Source organism: Blautia sp. MSJ-9, assembly GCF_018919065.1.
Taxonomy (GTDB): domain Bacteria; phylum Bacillota; class Clostridia; order Lachnospirales; family Lachnospiraceae; genus Blautia_A.
This window is the reverse complement of the sequence record NZ_JAHLQG010000017.1, coordinates 17,329-40,884: the sequence shown is the minus strand read 5'-3', so window position 1 is coordinate 40,884 and position 23,556 is coordinate 17,329. Positions and strand designations below refer to the sequence as shown.

The following is a 23,556-nucleotide window of genomic DNA, read 5'->3' as shown; positions in this document are numbered from 1 at the left end:
ACAGAATGAAAAAAGTAAAACTGCCAGGAGCTGTTTTTGTGCAGCAGGGCAGTCTGCGAATATCTGTAGCACAGTAAAGTCATAACAGGAGAAGAAAGATAAATGAAAATATGTATTTGGTGTACCAAGATATTTGATCTTGGAGGAACTAAGCGAGTTGTCACACTTCTTGCAAATGAACTTGTAAAAGAACATGATGTAACGATCATGGTATATCAGGACCGATTTAAAGAAGATCGTAACATGTACCATATGAGTGAAGACATCAAAGTGGATTTCATTGATAATAGTGAATTTGTAAATCGCCATCATACACCGGCTTTCTGCCTGCGCTATCTGGTGAGAAAGCTGAATGCAAAGTATGGAATCTTTAATAAAGAGAAATACAATGATATTCTGGCAGATGCGATCTTTCCAAAGAAGACAAGAGAGAAATGGGTCGAATATTTAAATGAGCAAAATTATGATATTATTATCACAACTGCTGCATTGAGTCTGCGTCTGGGTATGCTTGCACCGGAACTGAATGCAAAGACGATTGGATGGCAGCATAACTGCTATGCCGGATATCTGGATGTGCCGAATGTTGTATTCTGGAAACAGGAATGCCTGCTTCAGGAGTATCTGCCAAAGCTGGACAGATATATTGTCCTCAGTGAATATGACCAGAGGGATTATAAGAAATTCCTTGATATTGATACAGAAGTTAAGATCAATCCACGAAGCTTTGTCAGTGAGCGTAAATGTGACCCGAAATCCAAGCATTTTCTTATGGCTACCCGATTTGTATATGCCAAAGGTCTTGACCTGATGATGGAGTCTTTTGAGGAATTCTGCAAGCAGGATGATGAATGGCAGTTAGATATTATCGGAGCCGGCGATCTCTGGAATCAGATTGTGGCAGATGCCAAGAGACGTGGGATTGCAGACAGAGTGAACTTTGTAGGTTATACAAATGAACCGGAAAAATATTATCTGAGTTCCTCCATTTTCCTTCTTCCGTCCAGATGGGAAGGATGGCCGATGGTTATCATGGAAGCTTTTGAATTCGGACTTCCGGTCATTGCATTCCACACAGGTGCCATGGACTTGATCATTGATGATGGAAAGACAGGATATCTGCCGGAAGCATTTGATACAAAGAAATTTACAGAAGCCATGCTGAAGCTTGCGCATGACGAAGAACTCCGCAGAGAGATGTCCAGAAATGCGATCTGGAAATCTGAAGATTTCGCTATTGAAAAGGCAGTCAAAGAGTGGAACAATCTTTTTAATCGCGTTATGGGAATCCAGACTTTCTATATGAAGAATGAAGAACAGATTCTGGAATGCCGCGAGAAATACCCGCTGCGTACCGCTTATGCGGAGTTTGTCAAGGAATATCAGTTAAGAGATAACACCATTCTTTATGAGGCATTTGGTGGACGAGGAATGATTGACAATCCTTTTGCATTGTTCCAGTATCTGCTTGAGAAAGAAGAATATCAGGATTATACACATATCTGGGTACTTGATGATTTCGACGACAACAGAGCGCAGATTGAGAAATATGAGAAATATCCGAATGTGAGATTTGTAAAATATAAGACAAAAGAATACTGCAAAGCCATTGCAACTGTAAAGTATCTGGTAAATAATGTAAGTTTTCCGAGTTATTTTCTTAAGAGAGAAGGACAGGTACTGATCGATACCTGGCATGGAACTCCGTTAAAGAATATGGGATTTGATATTCCGGGGGCAAACATTTCCCAGGGAAATACAGCCAGAAATCTGTTCAGTGCAGACTATATCGTATCTTCTGGTCCTTATATGACAGAGACCGCATATAAGAAGTCTTATAAGATGCAGAATCTGTATGAGGGAACTGTACTGGAAGAAGGTTTTCCACGCAATGACAAACTCTTTAACAGCGACAGGGCAGAAGTGATCCAGAGACTGCAGGATTGCGGAGTAGAAGTAACTGCGGATAAGAAGGTTATTCTCTATGCTCCAACCTGGAGAGGAGAGCAGTACAGCACTCCGGATACAGATCTTCAGGATGTGTATAAACTGCTCCAGGTTATGGAGAGCAGTGTAGATACAAATGAGTATCAGGTGCTTGTTAAACTCCATCAGATCGTATATCACTATATGAAAGAGAATCAGATAGAGTTAGGAACTGCGAAAGCGAAATTTGTCCCGGCTACTATGGATACAAGTGAGCTTCTGTCAGTGACAGATGTGCTGGTTTCTGATTATTCCAGTATTTTCTATGATTTCATGCTCACAGGAAGACCAATCTTTTTCTATGTTCCGGATATGGAGAATTTTGAGGACTACAGAGGTCTGTATTTTGGATTTGATAATCTTCCGGGACCGGCAGTATACTCACCTGAGAAATTGGGCGAACTTCTGAAAGATATTCAGGGTGTGGCTGATTCTTATAAAGAGAAATATGAGAATGTTAAGGCTCAGATTGGTCTGAAAGATGATGGCAATGTATGTAAACGTATCGCAGAAGTTCTGATCGATGGAAAAGAACCGACGAATCCGGTATTTCTGAATCAGACAGATAAAGTGAAACTTCTGGTATATGCAGGGGATTTCAATGAAACACAGGAAACAGACACATTCTATGAATTTCTGAAAAAGGTGGATTTCGAACATTTTGATATCACACTGATCGGAAATGGTGCAAAGGAAGAAGAGTCTTCCGAGAAACTGGATGAACTGCCGAAAGAGGTCAGAGTTCTTTACTGGAAGCGTTCTTATCCTGCTACAGATGAAGAATATGTGCGTCACAATAAATTCATGAAGTCAAAGAAAACAGAACCTTCTGAGGCGCTTAAAGATTTCTATAAACGTGAGCTTCGCAGAATACTTGGAATGTCTAAGTTTGATTATGCGGTAGTATTTACAGATATGAAGAAATTCTTCCCTGTAATGTCAGGAGCGCTGGATGTGAAGCAGATATTCAATATGGATAACTGGCAGGAAGTTCTGAATAAATAGAGCACTTACAGTTCTGTTGTCTCCAGGAAACTCTCGAAGACAGTGAAAAATAAAAAGATATGTAAGGCAGTCTGGTGATTAAATGTGCCAGGCTGCTTTTTTCGTGTGAAATTTCAAATGAAATTCTGAATTATGGTATTCCAAGGAATACGGATAATCGTTCAGTGTAGGACAGATAGTGGCTTACGAATTTAGGGCCGCAGGTAGTTGCGCATGGATTTCAGTGCATTTTTTTCCAGGCGGCTGACCTGGGCCTGAGAGATTCCAATCTCCTGGGCTACTTCCATCTGTGTTTTGCCTTCATAAAAACGAAGTTCTATGATATGTTTTTCTCTGTTGTTCAGACGCTGCATAGCTTCTCTGAGAGATAAATTCTCAATCCATCGGTCCTCTTTATTCTTCTTATCGCTAATCTGATCCATAACATACAGAGTATCTCCGCCTTCTGTGTAAACTGGTTCAAAGAGACTCACAGGATTCTGGATCGCGTCCATGGCATAGACGATCATTTCTTTTTCTATGCCGATCTCCTGAGCGATTTCTGCAACTGTAGGTTCTTTGAGATGCTGTTTCATATAATTTTCTCTGGTGTAAATAGCTTTATATGCAATATCCCGAAGCGAACGGCTGACACGGATACTGTTGTTATCCCTGAGATAGCGCCGTATCTCTCCTATGATCATGGGAACTGCATAAGTCGAGAACTTTACCTGCAGGGTAGTGTCGAAATTGTCGATGGCCTTGATCAGGCCGATACATCCGATCTGAAAGAGGTCATCTGCATTTTCGCTGCTGTTCTGAAATCTGCGTATTACGCTGAGAACCAGTCTGAGATTTCCCTTGATGTACAATTCCCGTGCCTGTTCGTCGCCTTCTTTGATCCGACGGAACAGTTCATCTTTTTCTTCTGCATTGAGAACAGGAAGTTTCGACGTATTGACTCCACAGATTTCTACTTTATTCAGTGCCATCTTCTTGAATCCTCCTTATCATCCTTGAACGTGAAATAATAAAGTTGAGATGTTCCGTTACTGAGAACAAAGTAAACAGTAACGTGTTTTCAGTAAGAATGATTCTCATATGGAGGAATATTTATACTTATATCTGGAAAATATAAAAATTATTGACCCTTGACAAAATGGAGAGCAATCTTGCATAGAGACTGTTAGCGTTATCCTTTATGAAAACATTTTTCTTCATCAATCTCTACAAGAATAATGTCATCACCAATCTGGCAGATGCAGTCCCAGGGGATGCGGTATTCACTGTCGCGGCCGAAAAGACAGCAGAATTTTCCGGGACCTGGTACGATCAGGGCAGTCATTCTGCTGGTTTTGCAGTCAAATTCTGCATCAATGGGACACCCGAGACTACGGCAGGTGCAGGTATTGATCACTTCTTTTTGTCTTAATTCACAGATTCTCATGGATACTCCCTTAAAAACTGGTCTGTCTGGAATCTTTTTAACAATTTATGTATTTTTGCGAAAATTTATGCAAGTCCTTTTATTGACACAGCAATTGGAAATACAGTATAATAAAAATATGTAATGATATCAGGGAAAAAGCGCATTTTGACTCTGACATTCTATAATAATTGCACCGAAAATATGATATGACTTAAAAAGGGGGGACGTCCTATGAAATGTCCATTTTGTAATCAGGATAATACGAGAGTAGTTGATTCCAGACCGGTTGAGGATACGAATTCTATCCGCCGTCGCCGTTTATGTGATGCCTGTGGCAGAAGATTTACTACATATGAGAAAGTAGAGAGCATACCGCTTAATGTGATTAAGAAAGATCAGAACAGAGAGCAGTATGACCGTTCGAAAATACAGTCAGGAATTCTAAGAGCATGTTACAAGAGACCAATACCGATAGAGAAGATAGAAGAGATGATGGATGCTATAGAAGGTGAAATCTTTAATACAGAAGAGAAAGAGATTTCCAGTACCAGAATTGGTGAGATTGTCATGGAGCATCTCAAGGATCTGGATGCAGTAGCGTATGTGCGTTTTGCGTCAGTGTACAGAGAATTTAAGGATGTCAGCACATTTATGGATGAACTGAAGAAATTTATGAACTGAATATGCACAAATTTTGGGATATATGGCGTGAATTTATGCTGATTGCATAAATAAATTGAGTTGCAGAGCAAACGATACTTTTTGGGCTTTACACGAGGAGGTTCATATAACCTGCATCGCCAAGTGTATTACTGACACGAAGTGAGTAGCGATAGGATTTTTGAGAAAAATAGAAGATTAGCCAGTAATATATAAATGAAAAACCGACGGGAACTTATCATTCCCGCCGGTTTTTCATTTGTATTTTTTATGGGGTAGTTTAACTGATATCAGATCAGATAATCGTTATATTAGTTATTAAACAATACCCTGAGCTTTCATAGCATCTACAACTTTTTCGAAGCCTGCGATGTTAGCACCTACAACGTAGTTGCCCTCCATACCATAACGTTTGGAAGCGTCATCAACTTTATTGAAGATGTCAACCATGATCTGGTGAAGTTTTGTATCAACTTCTTCTGCTGTCCAGGAAAGTCTTGCAGAGTTCTGGCACATTTCAAGTGCGGAAGTAGCAACACCACCAGCGTTAGCTGCTTTACCAGGCATGAATGTTACGCCGTTTGCCATAAGGTAATCTGTTGCTTCACGGGTAGTAGGCATGTTAGCACCTTCTGCAACATATTTGCATCCGTTTGCAATAAGAGTTTTAACAGCGTCAAGGTCAAGTTCGTTCTGAGTTGCACATGGAAGATAAATATCACATTTGATGTTCCAGATGCCTTTTCCTTCTGTGTAAGTAGCACCTTCAACACGGTCAGCATATTCTTTGATACGTCCACGTTTTACTTCCTTGATATCTTTTACGATGTCAAGTTTGATTCCTTCTGGATCATAGATATATCCGTTGGAGTCGCACATAGCAACAACTTTACCGCCAAGTTCAGTAGCTTTTTCTACAGCATAGATAGCAACGTTACCGGAACCTGTTACGATGAGAGTTTTACCGGAGATTGTATCATTTTTAGCTTTAACCATTTCGTCAAGCATATATACAAGACCGTATCCTGTAGCCTGTGTACGGATTAAAGATCCGCCGTAGGAAAGTCCTTTACCTGTAAGAACACCTTCATACAGACCACGATTTCTCTTGTACTGTCCGTAAAGGTAACCGATCTCACGTCCGCCTACACCGATATCACCTGCAGGAACGTCCATGTCAGCACCGATATATTTGGAAAGCTCTGTCATAAAGCTCTGGCAGAATGCCATTACTTCTCTGTCAGATTTTCCTTTAGGATCGAAGTTGGAACCACCTTTACCGCCGCCGATCGGAAGACCTGTAAGAGAGTTCTTGAAGATCTGCTCGAAACCTAAGAATTTAAGGATTCCCTGGTTTACTGACGGATGGAATCTTAAACCACCCTTGTACGGTCCGATTGCACTGTTGAACTGTACACGGTAACCTTTGTTAACCTGTACAACGCCCTTGTCGTCTACCCACGGAACACGGAAAGAAATGATTCTTTCTGGCTCAACAAGACGCTCAAGAATAGAAAGTTTACGATATTCTTCTTCATTTTTGTCGATTACGACTTTAAGGGAGTCTAAAACTTCCTTTACTGCCTGGTGGAATTCAGGCTCATTTGGATTCTGTGCTACGACTCTTTCGTATACCTCTTCAGTATAAGACATAATGATTTCCTCCTCGTCGATCGTTTGTGTATTTTTTAAATCGACGTTATTATACACTAAAGTGTTACAAATGGAAAGAGTTAAATGAAATTTTTTTTGTAAAAATTTTTTGAACAAATTTTGACTTGATAAAAACAGTTAAATATGAGAAAATGTTAAGAATCATCCATACAACTTGTGAAAGAAAAAACAGATTACATAAAATATAGACCAAATAGGAAAAAAATGGTATAATTTGAATAAATAGCTGTGGAACAGTTATTGGTTTATGAGCAGATAACGAAGCGGATTGTGAATATATCCGATCGAGCTCATTAGATATATGTAACTGCATTGTAATACGAGGATGAAGAGGGGGATTTTATATCGACAGAATTGTAAAGAAAGGGGATTTAATCACATGGCGGGATTTAAAACAAAAGTAACACCTGAAATTGAGAATCTGACTGATATCTGTAAGGAACACACAAGTCTGGATCTTTCTCTGTACGCAAAGTACGATGTTAAAAGAGGACTCCGTGATATTAATGGTAAGGGTGTCCTTGCAGGTCTGACGCAGGTTTCCAATGTCAAAGCTACAAAGATCGTGGATGGCAAAGAGGTTCCATGCGCGGGAAGTCTTTCCTACAGAGGCTATGATATCAAAGATTTGACCAGAGGATTTATCGAAGATGACAGATATGGATTTGAAGAAGTTACCTATCTGCTGCTGTTCGGAAGTCTTCCTGATAAGAAACAGCTTGCAGATTTTACACAGCTTCTGGCAGATCAGCGGTCACTCCCGACAAATTTTGTCCGCGATGTTGTGATGAAGGCACCGAGTAAGGATATCATGAATGCGCTTTCAAGAAGTGTGCTTACATTATATTCCTATGATACGAATCCGGATGATACATCACTGCCGAATGTACTCAGACAGTGCCTGAATCTAATCAGTGTATTTCCATTGCTTTCTGTTTATGGATATCAGGCTTATAACCATTATATCAAAGGCAAGAGTCTCTATATCCATAATCCGAAGAAAGAACTTACTACAGCAGAGAATATTCTGCGAATGCTCCGCCCGGATAAGAAATATACACATCTGGAAGCAAAGATTCTGGATATCGCGCTGATCCTTCATATGGAGCATGGCGGTGGTAATAACTCAACCTTTACAACTCATGTAGTCTCTTCATCAGGAACAGATACCTATTCTGCGATCGCTGCAGCGCTTGGTTCATTAAAGGGACCGAAGCATGGCGGTGCCAATATCAAAGTTGTCAAGATGTTCAATGATATGAAGAAGGAAGTTAAGGACTGGACAGACGAAGATGAGGTTCGTGCGTACCTTAAGAGACTTCTGCATAAAGAAGCATTTGACCAGAAAGGTCTGATCTATGGTATGGGACATGCCATTTATTCTGTATCTGACCCGAGAGCCGAGGTCTTTAAGGCATATGTTGAGAAACTGGCAGAAGAGAAGGGCAGAATGAAAGACTACGGCCTTTATTCTATGGTAGAGCGTCTGGCACCAGAAGTGATCGCAGAGGAACGTCGTATTTATAAAGGTGTAAGTGCCAATGTGGACTTTTATAGTGGCTTTGTTTACAGTATGTTGGATCTGCCGCTTGAACTGTTTACACCGATGTTTGCAGTTGCACGTATCGTAGGATGGAGTGCTCACAGAATGGAAGAGCTTATCAATGCAGATAAGATTATCCGTCCGGCATACAAGAACGTTCTGGAACCGGCAGTATATGTTCCGCTCAGTGAACGCTGATCTTAGGGATTGCGGCTGTACTGTAAAAGAATGGATTCGTAACTGTGAAGGTACTGAACAGTTACACGGATTATTTTTAAAAGAATAACGGAAATACAAATAAAGGAAATGACTACGGATGTTTAATTGTTTTTTTCCGGATGAATATCTGGATTCTACTTATATGATCGACTTTGACAGTTTGTATGCGCAGGGATACAGAGGGCTTTTGTTTGATATAGATAACACTCTGGTACCTCACGGCGCACCGGCAGATGAGAGAGCATGCGCATTGTTTGCACATTTGAAGGAACTGGGGTTTAAATGCTGTTTCCTGTCGAACAATCAATATGAGAGGGTTTCTTCTTTTAATGATGCGATAGGAGAGCAGTTTATTGAGAACGCACACAAGCCTTCAACAAAGAATTATATCAGAGCGATGGAGCTGCTTGGAACTGACAGGAGTAATACGATTTTTGTTGGAGACCAGCTGTTTACTGATATATATGGGGCGAAACGCGCAGGAATCCGGAATATTCTGGTGAAGCCGCTCAATCCCAAAGAAGAGATTCAGATCGTACTGAAACGATATCTTGAAAGAATTGTACTATATTTTTACCGTAAAGAGGAGGGGAATTCATGAACCATATTGTTATCATAGGATTTATGGGTTCAGGAAAGACAAGAGTAGGAAAACGACTGGCGAAGGATTTTAATATTCCTTTCATAGACGTTGACCGTGTAGTATCAAAGAAGATGAACCTTACAATGAAAGAGATTTTTGACAGATTTGGCGAGCCTTTTTACAGGGCACTTGAGACAACTGTGATCAAGGCACTGATCGATGATCCGGAGCAGAAGATCATTTCTCTTGGATCCGGCCTGCCGATGCAGGAGCAGAATGCCAAATATATCAAGAAGCTTGGAACTGTGGTATATCTGAAAGGATCTTACGCTACGCTGAAGAAAAGGCTGGAGAATTCCAGCAGCAATCCTTTGATCGAAGGTGAAGATAAAGAAGACAAGATCAAGAAGCTTCTCAAGCAGCGTGATCCTGTTTATGCGAAGTTTGCGGATGTTGAGATGGTCACAGGAGACAAGCCTTTTGAAGATCTGATCGCACAGCTTGAAGAAAAATTAAAAACATATGTAAAAAATAGTTGAAAAAAGTGCCGGAATATTATAAAATCAGATAAGAGTGTGTCACGGAATCGAAGAGAAGAATAAGAAAGACACACACTTTGAACCGGCTGTTGCTGTGAGAAACAGCATCGCTGAACTTGTACTATTAAGGAGGAAATATAACTATGATTTCAGCAGGTGATTTCAAAAACGGTATCACACTTGAAATTGACGGAAACGTATGTCAGATCGTTGAATTCCAGCACGTAAAACCAGGAAAGGGTGCTGCTTTCGTAAGAACAAAATACAAAAACATCATTACAGGAGCAGTTCTTGAGAAATCTTTCCGTCCAACAGAGAAATTCCCGGCAGCACGTATTGAGCGTACTGATATGCAGTATCTGTATGATGATGGTGATCTGTACTATTTCATGAACGTAGAGACATATGATCAGGTTGGTCTTACAAAGGATCAGGTTGGCGATTCTCTTAAATTCGTTAAAGAGAATGAAATGGTTAAGATCTGTTCCCATAACGGAAACGTATTCGCTATCGAGCCGCCTCTGTTCGTAGAACTTGAAGTTACTGAGACAGAGCCAGGATTCGCTGGAAACACAGCACAGGGTGCTACTAAACCGGCTACTGTAGAGACAGGTGCTCAGGTTCAGGTTCCGCTGTTCGTTAACCAGGGTGACAAACTGAAAATTGATACAAGAACTGGAGAATATCTCTCTCGAGTATAATATTCAGGTAAGTAATCATACTGCCATCGGTGAAAGCCGGTGGCAGTTTTTGAGTTTATGGAGAATTGTTTTATAAATACAAGATCAGGAGGAGAGAATGAATGGAATATGTAACACTTGGAAAAACAGGTCTTAAAGTATCTAGAATGGGACTCGGCGGGATTCCGATCCAGAGAATTGATGCAGAAGGAACTAAGACTTTGCTGCATAAACTGGCAGATCAGGGGGTAAATTATATCGATACAGCCAGAGGATATACAGTCAGTGAAGAATACCTGGGTTATGCATTAGAGGGGATCAGAGATAAGTTTATACTTGCCACAAAATCTATGGCACGTACAAAAGAGGCTATGGCAGCAGATATTGAGAAGAGTCTTAATAATCTTCGTACAGACCATATTGATCTATATCAGGTACATAATCCAAGTATGGAGCAACTTGATCAGGTACTGGCAGCAGGCGGAGCACTGGAAGCGTTACAGGAAGCAAAAACAGCAGGAAAGATCGGACATATCGGGCTGACTGCTCATTCTACAGAAGTATTTGCCCGTGCACTGGAACTGGACTGGGTAGAGACGATCATGTTCCCGTATAATATTGTGGAGAGTCAGGGAGAAGAACTAATCGCGAAATGTACAGAAAAGAACATCGGGTTTATTGATATGAAACCTCTTGCAGGTGGTGCGATCGAGAATGGAACACTCGCAATGCGTTACATTTGTGCGAACAAAAATGTGACCATTGTAATTCCGGGAATGGCGGAAGAGAAAGAGATGGAAGAGAATATCAAAGCCTGTCTAGACCCTTCTCCGTTAAACGAGAAGGAACTGGAAGAGATTCAGGCAGTCAGAGACCAGCTTGGTACAAATTTCTGCCGCAGATGTAATTACTGTGCACCATGCAGTGTAGGGATCAGCATTCCGAATGTATTCCTGTTTGCAGGATATCTTAACCGTTACGATCTCGGAGACTGGGCAAAAGACCGTTACGGTTCACTGGCAGTAAAAGCTTCCGCATGTATAGAATGCGGCGCATGTGAAACCAGATGCCCATATCATCTGCCAATCCGTAAGATGATGAAGGAATGTGCAGAGCAGTTTGGAGAATAAAGAATATTTTTTGTTTTGTACATAAAAAGTGATCAGAGGGATAGACTGTTCTCTGATCACTTTTACTTTATATGACAGGGATAATGGAAAAATAGCAATAAAAATTATCTTGACAGTTTTTGATTTTACCAATATAATAATAAACAGTCGGCGTATAGTATATAAGTGATATGCCAATGTTGAGAAACACGCTTTCGTCTAATTACCAGTATTGTTCGACAGCAGAACAATGTAACGAAGTCACAGTTCGGGCTTGTACTGGTTTCGACGGGGGCTTTGAAGTTGGGGAAGCCATCCGCAGACTCCTGGACTGCGTACCAACCGGGAAACTAAATATAAACGCAGACGAACAGTACGCGTTAGCAGCCTAATTGCTGCTCGTCAGCCCTGATGCACTCACACTTCAGGGGTCTGGCGTCGACCATGTGAGAAACCTTGCCGGGTAAGCTTTGCCCCGGTAGATGTATCATGAAGCTACTGAGATGATAAGCCTGTCGGTGGGCGTATCATTGAGGGAATGTTAAAACAGCGACTGTGATGGGAGATGCCTCAATGAATAGGCTTTCGGACGCGGGTTCAATTCCCGCCAGGTCCATAAAAATTCCTTGATTTTACAGGGGTTTATCTTTTAATTTTTCAAAGGTAAGCAAGGAGTAATCAAGGTACAGTGAAGAGTTTATCCGCAAAAGTGATACTTTACGGATAAACTTTTTTTATACATAAAAGTATCAATATAGTTGAAGAATGCGATCTGGGATATTACCTGGGAGTAACAGATCAGAGGTTCAGATCATAGAATAGAAGGTGACATAGAAAAAGCGGGAGATATTTTGCTGAATGATGATCATCATGTAGCTATTGCTGTAACATCCGGTCCAAAAGCTACAGAAGTTTCAGATATACCAACAGAAAACTATACATTTAAATCGAAGACAGTCAAAGTGGGAGACAAAAATGCTTCTGTACTTTTATTACAGGAAATTTTAAGAGCCAGAGGCTTCAAAGGTAAATATGGAAAAATACTTAAACTTACCTGGAAAGCAGATGAAAACACTATATATGCGCTAAAGACTGATCAGGGATCCAGAAAAGAAATTTTGAAAGCAGATGGGATCTGTGGACCTGCCACATGGAAAGATCTGATTGCCATCTGAGAGAATCTCCCGGGGAAGACAGCCCAGGAGGAAATTTCTTCTCCATGTTCACAAAACCTACATAAATGTTTGATATAGTACCGATATAGAAGATTACAGAATGCTGTTTGTTATGTAGGAAGTTAAACAGTAACTGGAAAGCAGAAACAGTCAGAGATTGTTTCAGAAATAGAAAGATAAAAGAAAACGGAGGGGATAAAGATGGATACATTGAAAATCCTGGTGGTAGATGATGAGAGTCGTATGAGAAAACTGGTAAAGGACTTCCTGACAAAAAAGAACTTTCAGGTGTTAGAAGCTGGTAACGGTGAAGAAGCTATGGATATCTTTTATGAAGAAAAAGATATCGCACTGATCATTTTGGATGTTATGATGCCGAAGATGGATGGATGGGAAGTGTGTCGCGAGATTCGTAAGAATTCTAAAGTGCCGATCATTATGCTGACAGCAAGAAGCGATGAAAGAGATGAGCTTCTTGGATTTGAACTTGGAGTAGACGAATACATTTCTAAGCCATTCAGTCCGAAGATTCTTGTGGCAAGAGTAGAGGCAATCCTTCGTCGTACAGGACAGGCAAATCCTGAGGATGTGCTTTCCGCAGGAGGTATTGTGATCGATAAAGCAGCACATCTTGCTACTGTAGATGGAAAGCTTATGGAATTAAGCTTCAAAGAATTTGAACTTTTGACATATTTTCTGGAAAATGAGGGGATTGCTCTTTCCAGAGAGAAGATCCTCAATTCTGTATGGAATTATGACTACTTCGGAGATGCCCGTACTATTGATACTCATGTTAAGAAACTCAGAAGCAAAATGGGTGACAAAGGAGAATATATTAAGACAGTCTGGGGTATGGGATATAAATTTGAGGTAGATGAATGATGCTGGGCAAAAATGCAGATAATAGAAACCAAAAGGGAAAAGAACCTCAAAAACAGCCCGGAAAGAAAAACAGGAAGCATGTGAAAGCCAAGAAATTTCATTCTCTGAAACATCAGATATCTGTATTATTTATTGGACTTTTGCTTCTTTCTATTTTCAGTATTACGCTGATCAATGGACTGTTTCTGGAGAAATACTATGTGTCAAAAAAAGTAGAAGTACTTCAGGAAGCAAAAGAACTCCTTTCACAGATGAATCTGGATGATATTCTGGAATATGATACAGATTCAGATGAAGATTCAAGTGATGCTTCAGAAGAAATACCGGACGAGGTTGAACGAAGCAGTTCCAGAAATAACTTGACCTGGATTATTGTAAATGAAGAGAATAGTGGTTACTACTATTGGGGCGAGAACAATATGTCCAAAATGCTCCGAAGCAAACTGTTTGGATACATTAATGATCTGGATCAGGATATGGAACGAAGCCATGTTCTTAAGAAGACAGATAACTGTATGATGTGGCAGGTTCATGACCGTTTTGCGGGAATGGAGTATGTAGAATGCTGGGGACAGTTTGATAATGGATATTATTTTCTGATCCGTTCTCCGCTGGAAAGTATTAAAGAGAGCGCTGCGATTTCAAACAGTTTTTATTTTATAGTAGGAGCGATCATTGTAGTGATCAGTGGCCTGGTTATATTGGTGGTAACTAATCGTATCACACGTCCTATCAGCGAATTGACAAAGCTTTCTGAAAGAATGTCTGATCTGGATTTTGATGCCAGATATCAGAGCTGGGCAGGAAATGAAATAGATGTGCTTGGTGATAATTTCAATAAGATGTCCAGAAAACTGGAGAGCACGATTTCTGAGTTGAAATCAGCTAACAATAAACTGCAGAAAGATATTGAAGATAAGATCAAGATTGATGAGATGAGAAAAGAGTTCCTGGATAATGTGTCCCATGAGTTGAAAACTCCGATCGCATTGATCCAGGGATATGCGGAAGGTCTGAATGAAAATATTTCAGATGATCCGGAGAGCAGAGCGTTTTACTGTGAAGTTATTATGGATGAAGCGTCCAAGATGAATAAACTTGTCAAGAATCTGCTGACATTGAATCAGTTAGAATCAGGAAAGGATGCTCCGGTAATGGAGCGATTTGATATTGTATCTCTGATCCGGGGAGTGCTTGGATCTATGAATATTATGATCGAGCAGAAAGAAGCTACAGTGATCTTCGAGGAAACGGAGCCTGTATATGTATGGGCAGATGAATTCAAGATAGAAGAGGTTGTAACTAACTATACAAGTAATGCACTGAATCATCTGGATGGAGAACACAAAATAGAAATAAAAGTACTTCGTGAAAGTGATTGTGTGAAAGTAACTGTATTCAATACAGGAACACCGATTCCGGAAGAAGATCTGCCAAATCTTTGGAATAAGTTTTATAAAGTGGATAAAGCACGTACAAGGGAGTACGGAGGAAGTGGTATCGGGCTTTCGATTGTCAAAGCGATCATAGAAGGCATGAACCAGAAATATGGTGTGTGCAATTATGACAATGGTGTAGAGTTCTGGTTTACGCTGGACTGCAGACAGTAACAGATCTACAAAGAAAAATTTTAAACATAAAAAACAGACAGAAGCAAAGAAAGCACTTTGCAACTGTCTGTTTTTGGGTTATACTGTTGTATAGTAATCCAATAAAATAGTTGTTCTATTGTTACTGAGAATGGAGTGAACAGTAACATTTTATTTGATTGCACCACTATAATGAGGAAAATGGATAATGACATCAGGAGGATAACATGATAGCAATACTTGATTATGACGCTGGAAATATCAAAAGCGTGGAAAAAGCACTTCATTATCTTGGAGAAGAAACGGTGGTATCCCGTGATCCACAAATCCTGTTAAACGCAGATAAGGTAATTTTGCCGGGCGTAGGAAGTTTCGGACAGGCTATGGATAACCTTCATACATACGGACTTGTACCGGTGATTCATGAAATTGTTGAGAAGAAAACACCATTCCTGGGAATCTGCCTTGGACTTCAGCTCCTTTTTGAAAGTAGTGAGGAGACCCCAGGGGTTGCGGGTCTGGGAATTCTGAAAGGTAAGATTGTCAAGATTCCGCCTGCGCAGGGACTTAAGATTCCTCATATGGGATGGAATTCTCTGCATCTTCAGAATAATGGCCGGCTGTTCCAGGGGATTCCGGAACAGACTTATGTATATTTTGTTCATTCTTATTATCTTCAGGCAGAAGATCCTGAGATCGTAAAAGCGACCACAGAATACAGCACCTGTATTCATGCTTCTGTAGAGAAAGATAATGTATTTGCATGCCAGTTCCATCCGGAGAAGAGCAGTAAATGGGGCCTGAAGATTCTTGAGAACTTTGCAGCTATCGGAAAAGATGAAAACAATGAAAAGGAGGGAAGATAAAATGTTTACAAAGAGAATTATTCCCTGCCTTGACGTAAATAACGGCCGTGTGGTAAAAGGTGTAAATTTTGTTCAGCTTCGCGATGCCGGTGATCCGGTGGAAATTGCGAAAGCCTATGATGCAGCCGGTGCGGATGAATTGGTATTTCTTGATATCACAGCATCCTGTGAACAGAGGGATACAGTTGTAGATATGGTAAGACGTGTGGCTGCCAATGTATTTATCCCGTTTACAGTTGGTGGTGGAATCCGTACAGTGGATGATTTCAAGAGGCTGTTAAGAGAGGGTGCAGATAAGATTTCAGTAAATTCTGCAGCTATTGACAGGCCGGAGCTTATCAGCGAAGCTGCTGATAAATTCGGAAGCCAGTGTGTAGTAGTTGCCATTGATGCAAAGAGAAGAGAAGACGGCGGCTGGAACATTTATAAACATGGTGGAAGACTGGACACAGGAATTGATGCCATAGAATGGGCAAAGAAAGTGGAAACTCTCGGTGCAGGTGAGATTCTTCTTACCAGTATGGACTGTGACGGTACGAAAGCAGGATATGATCTGGCTCTTACCAGAGCAATTGCAGATGCAGTATCCATTCCGGTGATCGCATCTGGCGGTGCGGGTACACTGGAGCATTTTTATGATGCACTTACAGAAGGAGGAGCAGATGCTGCATTAGCTGCGTCTTTGTTCCATTATAAAGAACTGGAGATTTCCCAGGTTAAGGATTATCTGGCAGATAAGGGAATCTCTGTGAGAAAATAGAAAAGAGGGAAAGAACTGTTATGTCAGCGATTACAGGCGACTGGTTAGAAGCATTGAAGGGAGAATTTCGCCAGCCATATTATGCAAAGCTTTACAAGACAGTAATGTCAGAATATCAGACGAAAAAAATTTTCCCGCCTGCAGATGATTTATTCAATGCATTTCATTTTACACCGCTTCATGAGGTGAAAGTTGTGATCCTTGGGCAGGATCCATATCACAATGACGGACAGGCTCATGGTCTGTGTTTCTCTGTAAAGAGAGGGGTGGAAACACCGCCGTCATTGGTAAACATTTATCAGGAACTTCATGATGACTGTGGATGCTATATTCCAAATAACGGTTATCTGGAGAAATGGGCAAAGCAGGGGGTGCTTCTTCTGAACACTGTTTTGACTGTACGTGCCCATCAGGCGAATTCACATCGTGGGATTGGCTGGGAGCAGTTTACAGATGCTGCGATCCAGGTTCTGAATGAGCAGGACCGTCCGATGGTATTTCTGCTCTGGGGACGTCCGGCACAGATGAAGAAATCTATGCTGAACAATCCGAAGCATCTGATCCTGGAAGCACCTCATCCAAGCCCTCTGTCTGCTTACAGAGGTTTCTTCGGATGTAAGCATTTCAGCAAAACAAATGAATTTCTGATTGCCAACGGTCTGGAACCGATCGACTGGCAGATAGAAAATATATAAGAAAAGAGGTAATGTGTAGTCAAAAAAGGACTCACAGCAACAACATGAATCAGAAAAATAATCTAGTGAAAAATGCGTCCTTTCTGATGATTGCAGCGATGATCTCCAAGATGATCGGACTTCTGTATAAGAGTCCACTTTCCAATATTATCGGAAGCCTTGGAATGGGATATACAAGCCTTGCGCAGAATGCATATATGATCCTTCTTATGATCGCATCATTCAGTATTCCGCAGGCAGTGTCAAAGCTGATTTCTGAGCGTATTGCTCTGAAAGATTACAGAAATGCGCATAAGTTTTTCAAGGGTGCCATGATCTATGCCATGGTAGTCGGAGGTGCGGTAGCACTGTTTTGCCTCTTTGGAGCGGGGCTGATCATTCCGAAGAACCAGAAGGATGCGATCCTTGCACTTCAGATCCTTGCGCCGACAATCTTCCTGTCTGGTATTCTGGGTGTGTTCAGGGGATATTTTCAGGCATACAGAAACATGATGCCGACTTCTATTTCCCAGATCCTGGAACAGGTATTTAATGCGGCAGTCAGTCTGATCGCGGCATGGGGATTTATCAATGTTTTTGCAGATGGTTCGGAGAACAGTGTTGCGAAATGGGGAGCTGCTGGTTCTACAGTAGGAACCGGAGCCGGCGTAGTAGCTGCATTGATCTTTATGCTTCTTGTTTATGGCGTGAACCGCGGTAAGATCATGCATCGTGTGAACAGAGATCACAGACATCAGGAAGAGTCTTATAAAGAGATATTCCGTGTTATTGTGCTTGTAGTTTCGCCGATCATCCTCAGCGCATTTGTTTATAATGTCAACGCTTATATCAATGGATATCTTTTTTCTGATATCCTTGGCAAAAGAGGTGGAGATGCTGCGCAGATCGGTATTCTTTATGCGGAGTATGCAACTTACTTCATGACTATTATTAATATTCCGCTGACATTGTCCAGTACAGCGCCGACTTCGATGATCCCTGAGGTGTCTGCATTGTATGCAACAGGTGATATTGAAGCAACCAGAGCCTGTATTGACCAGACTGTGCAGCTGTCCATGGTGGTTTCTGCACCATGTGCAATGGGACTTGCAGTACTCGCACAGCCGATTGTGTTCCTGCTTTATGGAAATTCCACAGGACTTGCAGCCAATCTTCTGATACTTGGTTCATTCTCCATTCTGCTGAATGGAATGTCAAATATTTCCAATGGTGTTCTGCAGGCGATCGGGCAGCAGAGAATTCCTGTGATTACAGCAGCGATCGCGCTGGTTGTAGATATTATTGTGGTTGTAATATTACTGTTTACTACAAATCTTGGAGTTTATGCATTGCTGATTGCGATGGTGATCTATTCTGTCGTTGTATGTGTGTTGAACGACCTGGCAATGAAGAAATATCTGCAGTATAAGAATCCGTGGAAACAGGGTTATCTGTATCCGATCCTTGCTTCCATTCCTATGGGAATTGTTGCAGGATGCATCTGCTATGGACTGAACATCTTTGTGAAATCCAACTTCATCTGTCTGATTGTATCTATTCCAATCGCAGCAGTTGTTTATCTGTTTGCTTACCTGATTATCAGTAAGCCGTCAGAATCAGAACTGAGAAGAATTCCGGGTGGAAGCTATCTTGTAAGAATTGCGGAAAAACTTCCATTTTGGCAGAATATATAAAGAACAAAAGATGAAAAATAAGAATTAGAAAATGAAAGAGCTATATTTCAGAATCCAGTTAAATTTTCAAAATGGATGGTGAAAATATAGCTTTTTTATTTGGGGTATCAGGTCAAAATGGAGATTTGGTATATGTAGTTATTTTTATATAATGTACAGTAAAATCCCGGTTATCTGTCAAATGGACAGAGATCCGGGATTTTTAGAATTAGAAACAGTATTGATTTTCAGGCACTGTTTAAGCGTCTTTTTCCTGCGCTTTCTTCAGGTTCTTCTGTGCTGTGGAGAGCATCAGTTTGATTCGGTTCAGCTGGTTAACTTCGCTGGCGCCTGGATCATAGTCGATGGCTACAATGTTTGCTGTAGGATATTCGCGGCGGATTTCTTTGATAACACCCTTACCCACAATATGGTTCGGCAGACATCCGAAAGGCTGGATACAAACAATATTCGGAACATCTCCATGGATCAGTTCCATCATCTCACCTGTCAGGAACCATCCCTCACCTGTCTGGTTTCCGGTGGAAACGATCGGAGATGCCATTTTTGCCAGATCTCTGATATCAGCAGGCGGTGCAAAATGGCGGCTCTGTGCAAGAGCTTCGCTTGCAGGCTTTCTCACCCATTCGATTGCTTTGATTCCCCAGTTTGCCATGGTTGCCTTGGACTTCTTGAATCCAAGATTTTCTACCTTAAAGTTCTGATTATAGAAGCAGTAGCACATGAAATCGATCAGATCCGGTACAACTGCCTCAGCGCCTTCAGATTCCAGAAGCTCTGCCAGATGATTATTTGCAGCAGGCAGGAACTTGACAAGGATCTCACCTACGATGCCGACACGAGGCTTTTTCACATCACTGATCGGAATGGTATCAAATTCATGAACCATTTCGCGGCACATTTTTTTAAACTGGCTGTGGCTGATACTGCTTCCGCTTAAGAAAGAGATCACACGCTGTTCCCAGATTTTATGTTTCCTGTTTACGATTCCCTCTTCCAGTTCATAAGGACGCATACGATATACGCATTTCATCAGGATATCTCCGAATACGGCACCGTAAGCAACTTTCTTCACTAATGGAAGCGTAAGTTTGAATCCGGGATTGCTTTCCAGACCGCTTAAGTTAACAGAGATAACCGGAATCTGTTCCATACCGGCTTTCTTTAATGCGCGTCGTATAAATGCAATATAGTTGGAAGCACGACATCCGCCACCTGTCTGTGACATGACAACGGCCGTTTTGTTCAGGTCATATTTACCGGAAAGTAGAGCATCCATGATCTGTCCCACAACGATCAGAGACGGATAGCAGGCGTCATTGTTTACATACTTCAGACCAACATCCACTGCATGCTTATTGTCATTCGGAAGCACCTCCAGGTTGTATCCGCAGGAATTGAATGCTGCCTGCAGGAGGCTGAAATGGAACGGTGACATCTGCGGGCAGAGGATGGTATATTCCTTTCTCATTTCCTTTGTAAAGGATACTTTATCAATGGAAGCAGGTTTGACAGTACGTTTCTGTCCTTGTGCTTTCTTCGCGCGGATCGCTGCGATCAGGGAACGGATACGGATTCTTGCAGCACCAAGGTTATTTACCTCGTCAATCTTTAAACAGGTATAGATTTTGTCACTTCCGTCAAGGATTTCATAAACCTCGTCTGTAGTAACTGCATCCAGACCACATCCGAAAGAGTTCAGCTGGATCAGATCCAGATCATCGCGTGTCTTTACATAGTTTGCAGCAGCATACAGTCTGGAGTGGTACATCCACTGGTCATTGACGCGGATCGGGCGTTCCACAGGTGCCAGATGAGAGATGGAATCCTCAGTAAGTACGGCAATACCATAGCTGTTGATCAGATCCGGGATACCATGATGGATTTCCGGGTCAATATGGTATGGGCGTCCTGCAAGGACAATACCATGGCGTCCTGTATCTTCCAGATATTTCAGGGTTTCTTCCCCTTTTTTCTGTACATCGCGGCGTGCAGCAGCCATTTCCTCCCAGCCCTTATGCACAGCAGCTTTGACTTCTTCTGCCGGGATATCCTTAAATTCCTCTATCAGACGATTTGCCAGAATTTCCTCAGAAGTAAATGCAAGGAACGGATTGCGGAAGGTAAAGGACGGATCGTTTAATTCGTCTACGTTATTCTTGATATTTTCGGCATATGAGGTAACGATCGGGCAGTTATAGTGGTTGACTGCATCCGGGAACTCGTTACGTTCGTATGGGATACATGGGTAGAAAATAAATTTCACGCCATTGCGGATCAGCCAGGTTACATGGCCATGGGCAAGTTTGGCAGGGTAGCATTCGGACTCACTTGGGATGGACTCAATACCTAACTCATAAATCTTTCTGGTGGAAGTAGGGGAGAGTACAACCTCATACTTTAGTTCTGTAAAGAAAGTATACCAGAAAGGATAATTCTCAAACATATTCAGAACACGGGGGATACCTACTTTGCCTCGCGTTGCCTTATCAGCAGTAAGCGGTGTGTAGGAGAAAATACGTTTATATTTATATTCATAAAGATTCGGAATATGATCTTTGTTCTTTTCCTTACCAATACCACGCTCGCAGCGGTTACCGCTTACATACTGACGGCCTCCGGAGAATTTGTTGATAGTCAGACGGCAGTTATTGGTACATCCACGACAGTTTGCCATAGAAGTTGTATATTTCAGTTCGTTGATCTTATCAATGGAGAGCATAGTCGTTTCAGCACCTTCCTGATGGCGTTCACGGGCAATCAGTGCGGCACCGAAAGCACCCATGATTCCGGCAATATCCGGACGGATAGCTTCGCAGCCTGCAATCTTTTCGAAACTTCTCAGAACTGCATCATTGTAGAAGGTACCACCCTGTACAACGATGTGTCTGCCAAGTTCGGAAGCATCAGAAACCTTAATAACCTTATAGAGTGCATTTTTGATAACAGAGTAAGCAAGGCCTGCGGAAATATCGGATACCTCAGCTCCTTCTTTCTGTGCCTGCTTTACCTTGGAATTCATGAAAACAGTACATCTGGTACCAAGATCAATAGGATGCTGTGCGAAAACAGCAGCTTTTGCGAAATCCTGTACTGTATAATTCAGGGATTTGGCAAAGGTTTCAATAAAGGAACCGCATCCGGAGGAGCATGCTTCATTTAACTGTACGCTGTCAACGGTCTTGTTGCGGATCTTGATACATTTCATATCCTGTCCGCCGATATCCAGGATACAGTCTACCTCCGGGTCAAAGAATGCAGCTGCATAGTAATGGGATACGGTCTCAACCTCGCCCTCATCCAGGATCAGAGCAGCCTTAATCAGAGCCTCGCCGTAACCTGTAGAACAGGAATAAGCGATCTTAGCGTCTTTGGGAAGCAGTTCATAGATTTCTTTAATAGAACGGATGGTAGTTTTTAACGGGTTTCCGTTGTTGCTGCTGTAAAAGGAATAGAGAAGTGTTCCATCTTCGCCTACCAGTGCAGTTTTGGTTGTGGTGGAACCTGCATCAATACCCAGATAGCAGTTTCCTTTATATGTAGCCAGATCTCCTGTTTTTACTTTGTAGGAACTCTGACGTTTTGCAAATGCATCGTATTCTTCCTGAGAAGCGAAAAGTGGTTCCATACGTTCTACTTCGAAATCCAGCTTAATGGAATTGCGGAGTCTGTCTTTCATTTCTGTCAGGGAAATGGAGTTGTCTTCTTTTGCATTTAATGCAGAACCAATGGCTGCAAAAAGATGGGAGTTCTCCGGAATGATGGTGTGTTCCTCATCCAGCTTCAAAGTACGGATAAAAGATTCTCTCAGTTCGGACAGGAAGTGAAGCGGACCACCCAGGAATGCAACATGTCCACGGATGGGTTTTCCGCAGGCAAGACCGGAGATGGTCTGGTTTACAACTGCCTGGAAAATAGAAGCTGACAGATCCGGTTTGGTTGCACCGTCATTGATCAGCGGCTGGATATCCGTTTTGGCGAAAACACCGCAGCGTGCAGCAATCGGGTAGAGCGCTTTGTAATCTTTGGCATATTCATTCAGACCTGTGGCATCTGTCTGGAGAAGAGAAGCCATCTGGTCGATGAAAGAACCGGTACCGCCTGCACAGATACCGTTCATACGCTGTTCTACGTTTCCGTTTTCGAAATAAATGATCTTGGCATCCTCACCTCCAAGCTCGATGGCAACATCTGTCTTTGGTGCCAGCTTCTGCAGAGAAGTAGAAACTGCAATAACCTCCTGGGTAAAAGGAACGCCCAGATGGTTGGCAAGGGTCAGACCGCCGGAACCTGTGATCACAGGATGGAGAGTCATCTCGCCATACTGGTCAAAGGCCTCCTGAAGAAGGTCTGCAAGGGTTTCCTGAATGTTCGCAAAATGACGCTTGTAATCCGCGAAAATGAGATTTTCATTCTCATCTAAGATCGCGATCTTTACAGTAGTGGAACCAATGTCAATTCCAAGTGTTTTGTAATTCATAAAGTAAATTCAAGCCTCCTCTTTCTGTAT

Annotated in this window: 18 protein-coding genes and 1 other RNA gene; 15 read left to right on the top strand and 4 right to left on the bottom strand. The window is 41.8% G+C overall.

The genetic code is table 11. The features are described 5' to 3' along the window. The first annotated feature begins 102 nt into the window (after window positions 1-102). Window positions 103-2,991, top strand: a complete 2,889-nt coding sequence (locus KQI87_RS04255; RefSeq protein WP_216459024.1) for a CDP-glycerol glycerophosphotransferase family protein — start codon at window positions 103-105, stop codon at window positions 2,989-2,991. A 191-nt stretch (window positions 2,992-3,182) separates the two neighbouring features. Here the strand turns inward: KQI87_RS04255 and sigG are convergent, their stop codons facing one another. Both sigG and KQI87_RS04245 read right to left on the bottom strand, forming a co-directional pair. After that, window positions 3,183-3,962, bottom strand: coding sequence for an RNA polymerase sporulation sigma factor SigG (gene sigG, locus KQI87_RS04250; protein WP_216459023.1), 780 nt, complete (start codon window positions 3,960-3,962; stop codon window positions 3,183-3,185). A gap of 200 nt (window positions 3,963-4,162) precedes the next feature. After that, the gene (locus KQI87_RS04245; RefSeq protein ID WP_216459022.1) at window positions 4,163-4,417 is read right to left on the bottom strand and encodes a YlmC/YmxH family sporulation protein; all 255 of its coding nucleotides are present in this window, start codon (window positions 4,415-4,417) and stop codon (window positions 4,163-4,165) included. A 213-nt stretch (window positions 4,418-4,630) separates the two neighbouring features. Here KQI87_RS04245 and nrdR point away from each other — a divergent pair, with 213 nt between their 5' ends. Next, the gene (gene nrdR / locus KQI87_RS04240; RefSeq protein WP_216459021.1) at window positions 4,631-5,080 is read left to right on the top strand and encodes a transcriptional regulator NrdR; all 450 of its coding nucleotides are present in this window, start codon (window positions 4,631-4,633) and stop codon (window positions 5,078-5,080) included. Window positions 5,081-5,377: 297 nt separating this feature from the next. Here nrdR and gdhA read toward each other — a convergent pair whose 3' ends face one another. After that, window positions 5,378-6,712, bottom strand: coding sequence for an NADP-specific glutamate dehydrogenase (gene gdhA / locus KQI87_RS04235; protein WP_216459020.1), 1,335 nt, complete (start codon window positions 6,710-6,712; stop codon window positions 5,378-5,380). Between the two features lie 400 nt (window positions 6,713-7,112). Between gdhA and KQI87_RS04230 the strand changes: the two genes are divergently transcribed. The 13 genes from KQI87_RS04230 (at window position 7,113) to KQI87_RS04170 (ending at window position 19,046) form a co-directional block, all read left to right on the top strand. Continuing rightward, window positions 7,113-8,474: a citrate/2-methylcitrate synthase gene (locus KQI87_RS04230; RefSeq protein ID WP_216459019.1), complete on the top strand. Its 1,362-nt coding sequence runs from the start codon at window positions 7,113-7,115 to the stop codon at window positions 8,472-8,474. 118 nt (window positions 8,475-8,592) lie between these two features. Next, complete coding sequence (locus KQI87_RS04225) at window positions 8,593-9,096, top strand: YqeG family HAD IIIA-type phosphatase (protein ID WP_216459018.1); 504 nt, start codon at window positions 8,593-8,595, stop codon at window positions 9,094-9,096. Beyond that, window positions 9,093-9,617 carry a shikimate kinase gene (locus KQI87_RS04220; protein WP_216459017.1) on the top strand — a complete coding sequence of 175 codons (525 nt, stop codon included), beginning with the start codon at window positions 9,093-9,095 and terminating at the stop codon, window positions 9,615-9,617. Before KQI87_RS04225 ends, KQI87_RS04220 begins: the two co-directional genes overlap by 4 nt. Window positions 9,618-9,760: 143 nt before the next feature. Continuing rightward, window positions 9,761-10,318 carry an elongation factor P gene (gene efp, locus KQI87_RS04215; protein WP_216459016.1) on the top strand — a complete coding sequence of 186 codons (558 nt, stop codon included), beginning with the start codon at window positions 9,761-9,763 and terminating at the stop codon, window positions 10,316-10,318. Window positions 10,319-10,419: 101 nt separating this feature from the next. Continuing rightward, a complete protein-coding gene (locus KQI87_RS04210; RefSeq protein ID WP_216459015.1) occupies window positions 10,420-11,427 on the top strand; it encodes an aldo/keto reductase in 1,008 nt (335 codons plus the stop codon). A gap of 249 nt (window positions 11,428-11,676) precedes the next feature. Beyond that, window positions 11,677-12,025: a transfer-messenger RNA gene (gene ssrA / locus KQI87_RS04205) on the top strand. Window positions 12,026-12,257: 232 nt separating this feature from the next. Further along, window positions 12,258-12,581, top strand: a complete 324-nt coding sequence (locus tag KQI87_RS04200; RefSeq protein ID WP_216459014.1) for a peptidoglycan-binding domain-containing protein — start codon at window positions 12,258-12,260, stop codon at window positions 12,579-12,581. Between the two features lie 201 nt (window positions 12,582-12,782). Further along, window positions 12,783-13,463, top strand: coding sequence for a response regulator transcription factor (locus tag KQI87_RS04195; RefSeq protein WP_216459013.1), 681 nt, complete (start codon window positions 12,783-12,785; stop codon window positions 13,461-13,463). Then, window positions 13,460-15,073 carry a sensor histidine kinase gene (locus KQI87_RS04190; RefSeq protein ID WP_253292365.1) on the top strand — a complete coding sequence of 538 codons (1,614 nt, stop codon included), beginning with the start codon at window positions 13,460-13,462 and terminating at the stop codon, window positions 15,071-15,073. The genes KQI87_RS04195 and KQI87_RS04190 overlap by 4 nt, the downstream gene beginning before the upstream one ends. Before the next feature lie 206 nt (window positions 15,074-15,279). Then, window positions 15,280-15,918 (top strand): imidazole glycerol phosphate synthase subunit HisH, encoded by a 639-nt coding sequence (hisH, locus tag KQI87_RS04185; RefSeq protein WP_216459012.1) that lies wholly within the window; start codon window positions 15,280-15,282, stop codon window positions 15,916-15,918. Between the two features lies 1 nt (window position 15,919). Beyond that, window positions 15,920-16,678, top strand: coding sequence for an imidazole glycerol phosphate synthase subunit HisF (hisF, locus tag KQI87_RS04180; protein ID WP_216459011.1), 759 nt, complete (start codon window positions 15,920-15,922; stop codon window positions 16,676-16,678). A gap of 20 nt (window positions 16,679-16,698) precedes the next feature. Further along, window positions 16,699-17,373 carry a uracil-DNA glycosylase gene (gene ung / locus KQI87_RS04175; protein ID WP_216459010.1) on the top strand — a complete coding sequence of 225 codons (675 nt, stop codon included), beginning with the start codon at window positions 16,699-16,701 and terminating at the stop codon, window positions 17,371-17,373. Window positions 17,374-17,417: 44 nt separating this feature from the next. Next, the gene (locus KQI87_RS04170; protein WP_216459009.1) at window positions 17,418-19,046 is read left to right on the top strand and encodes a putative polysaccharide biosynthesis protein; all 1,629 of its coding nucleotides are present in this window, start codon (window positions 17,418-17,420) and stop codon (window positions 19,044-19,046) included. Between the two features lie 238 nt (window positions 19,047-19,284). On the opposite strand, the gene KQI87_RS04165 is transcribed toward KQI87_RS04170, so the two are convergent. Beyond that, complete coding sequence (locus tag KQI87_RS04165; RefSeq protein ID WP_216459008.1) at window positions 19,285-23,526, bottom strand: 2-hydroxyacyl-CoA dehydratase; 4,242 nt, start codon at window positions 23,524-23,526, stop codon at window positions 19,285-19,287. Window positions 23,527-23,556 lie beyond the last annotated feature (30 nt).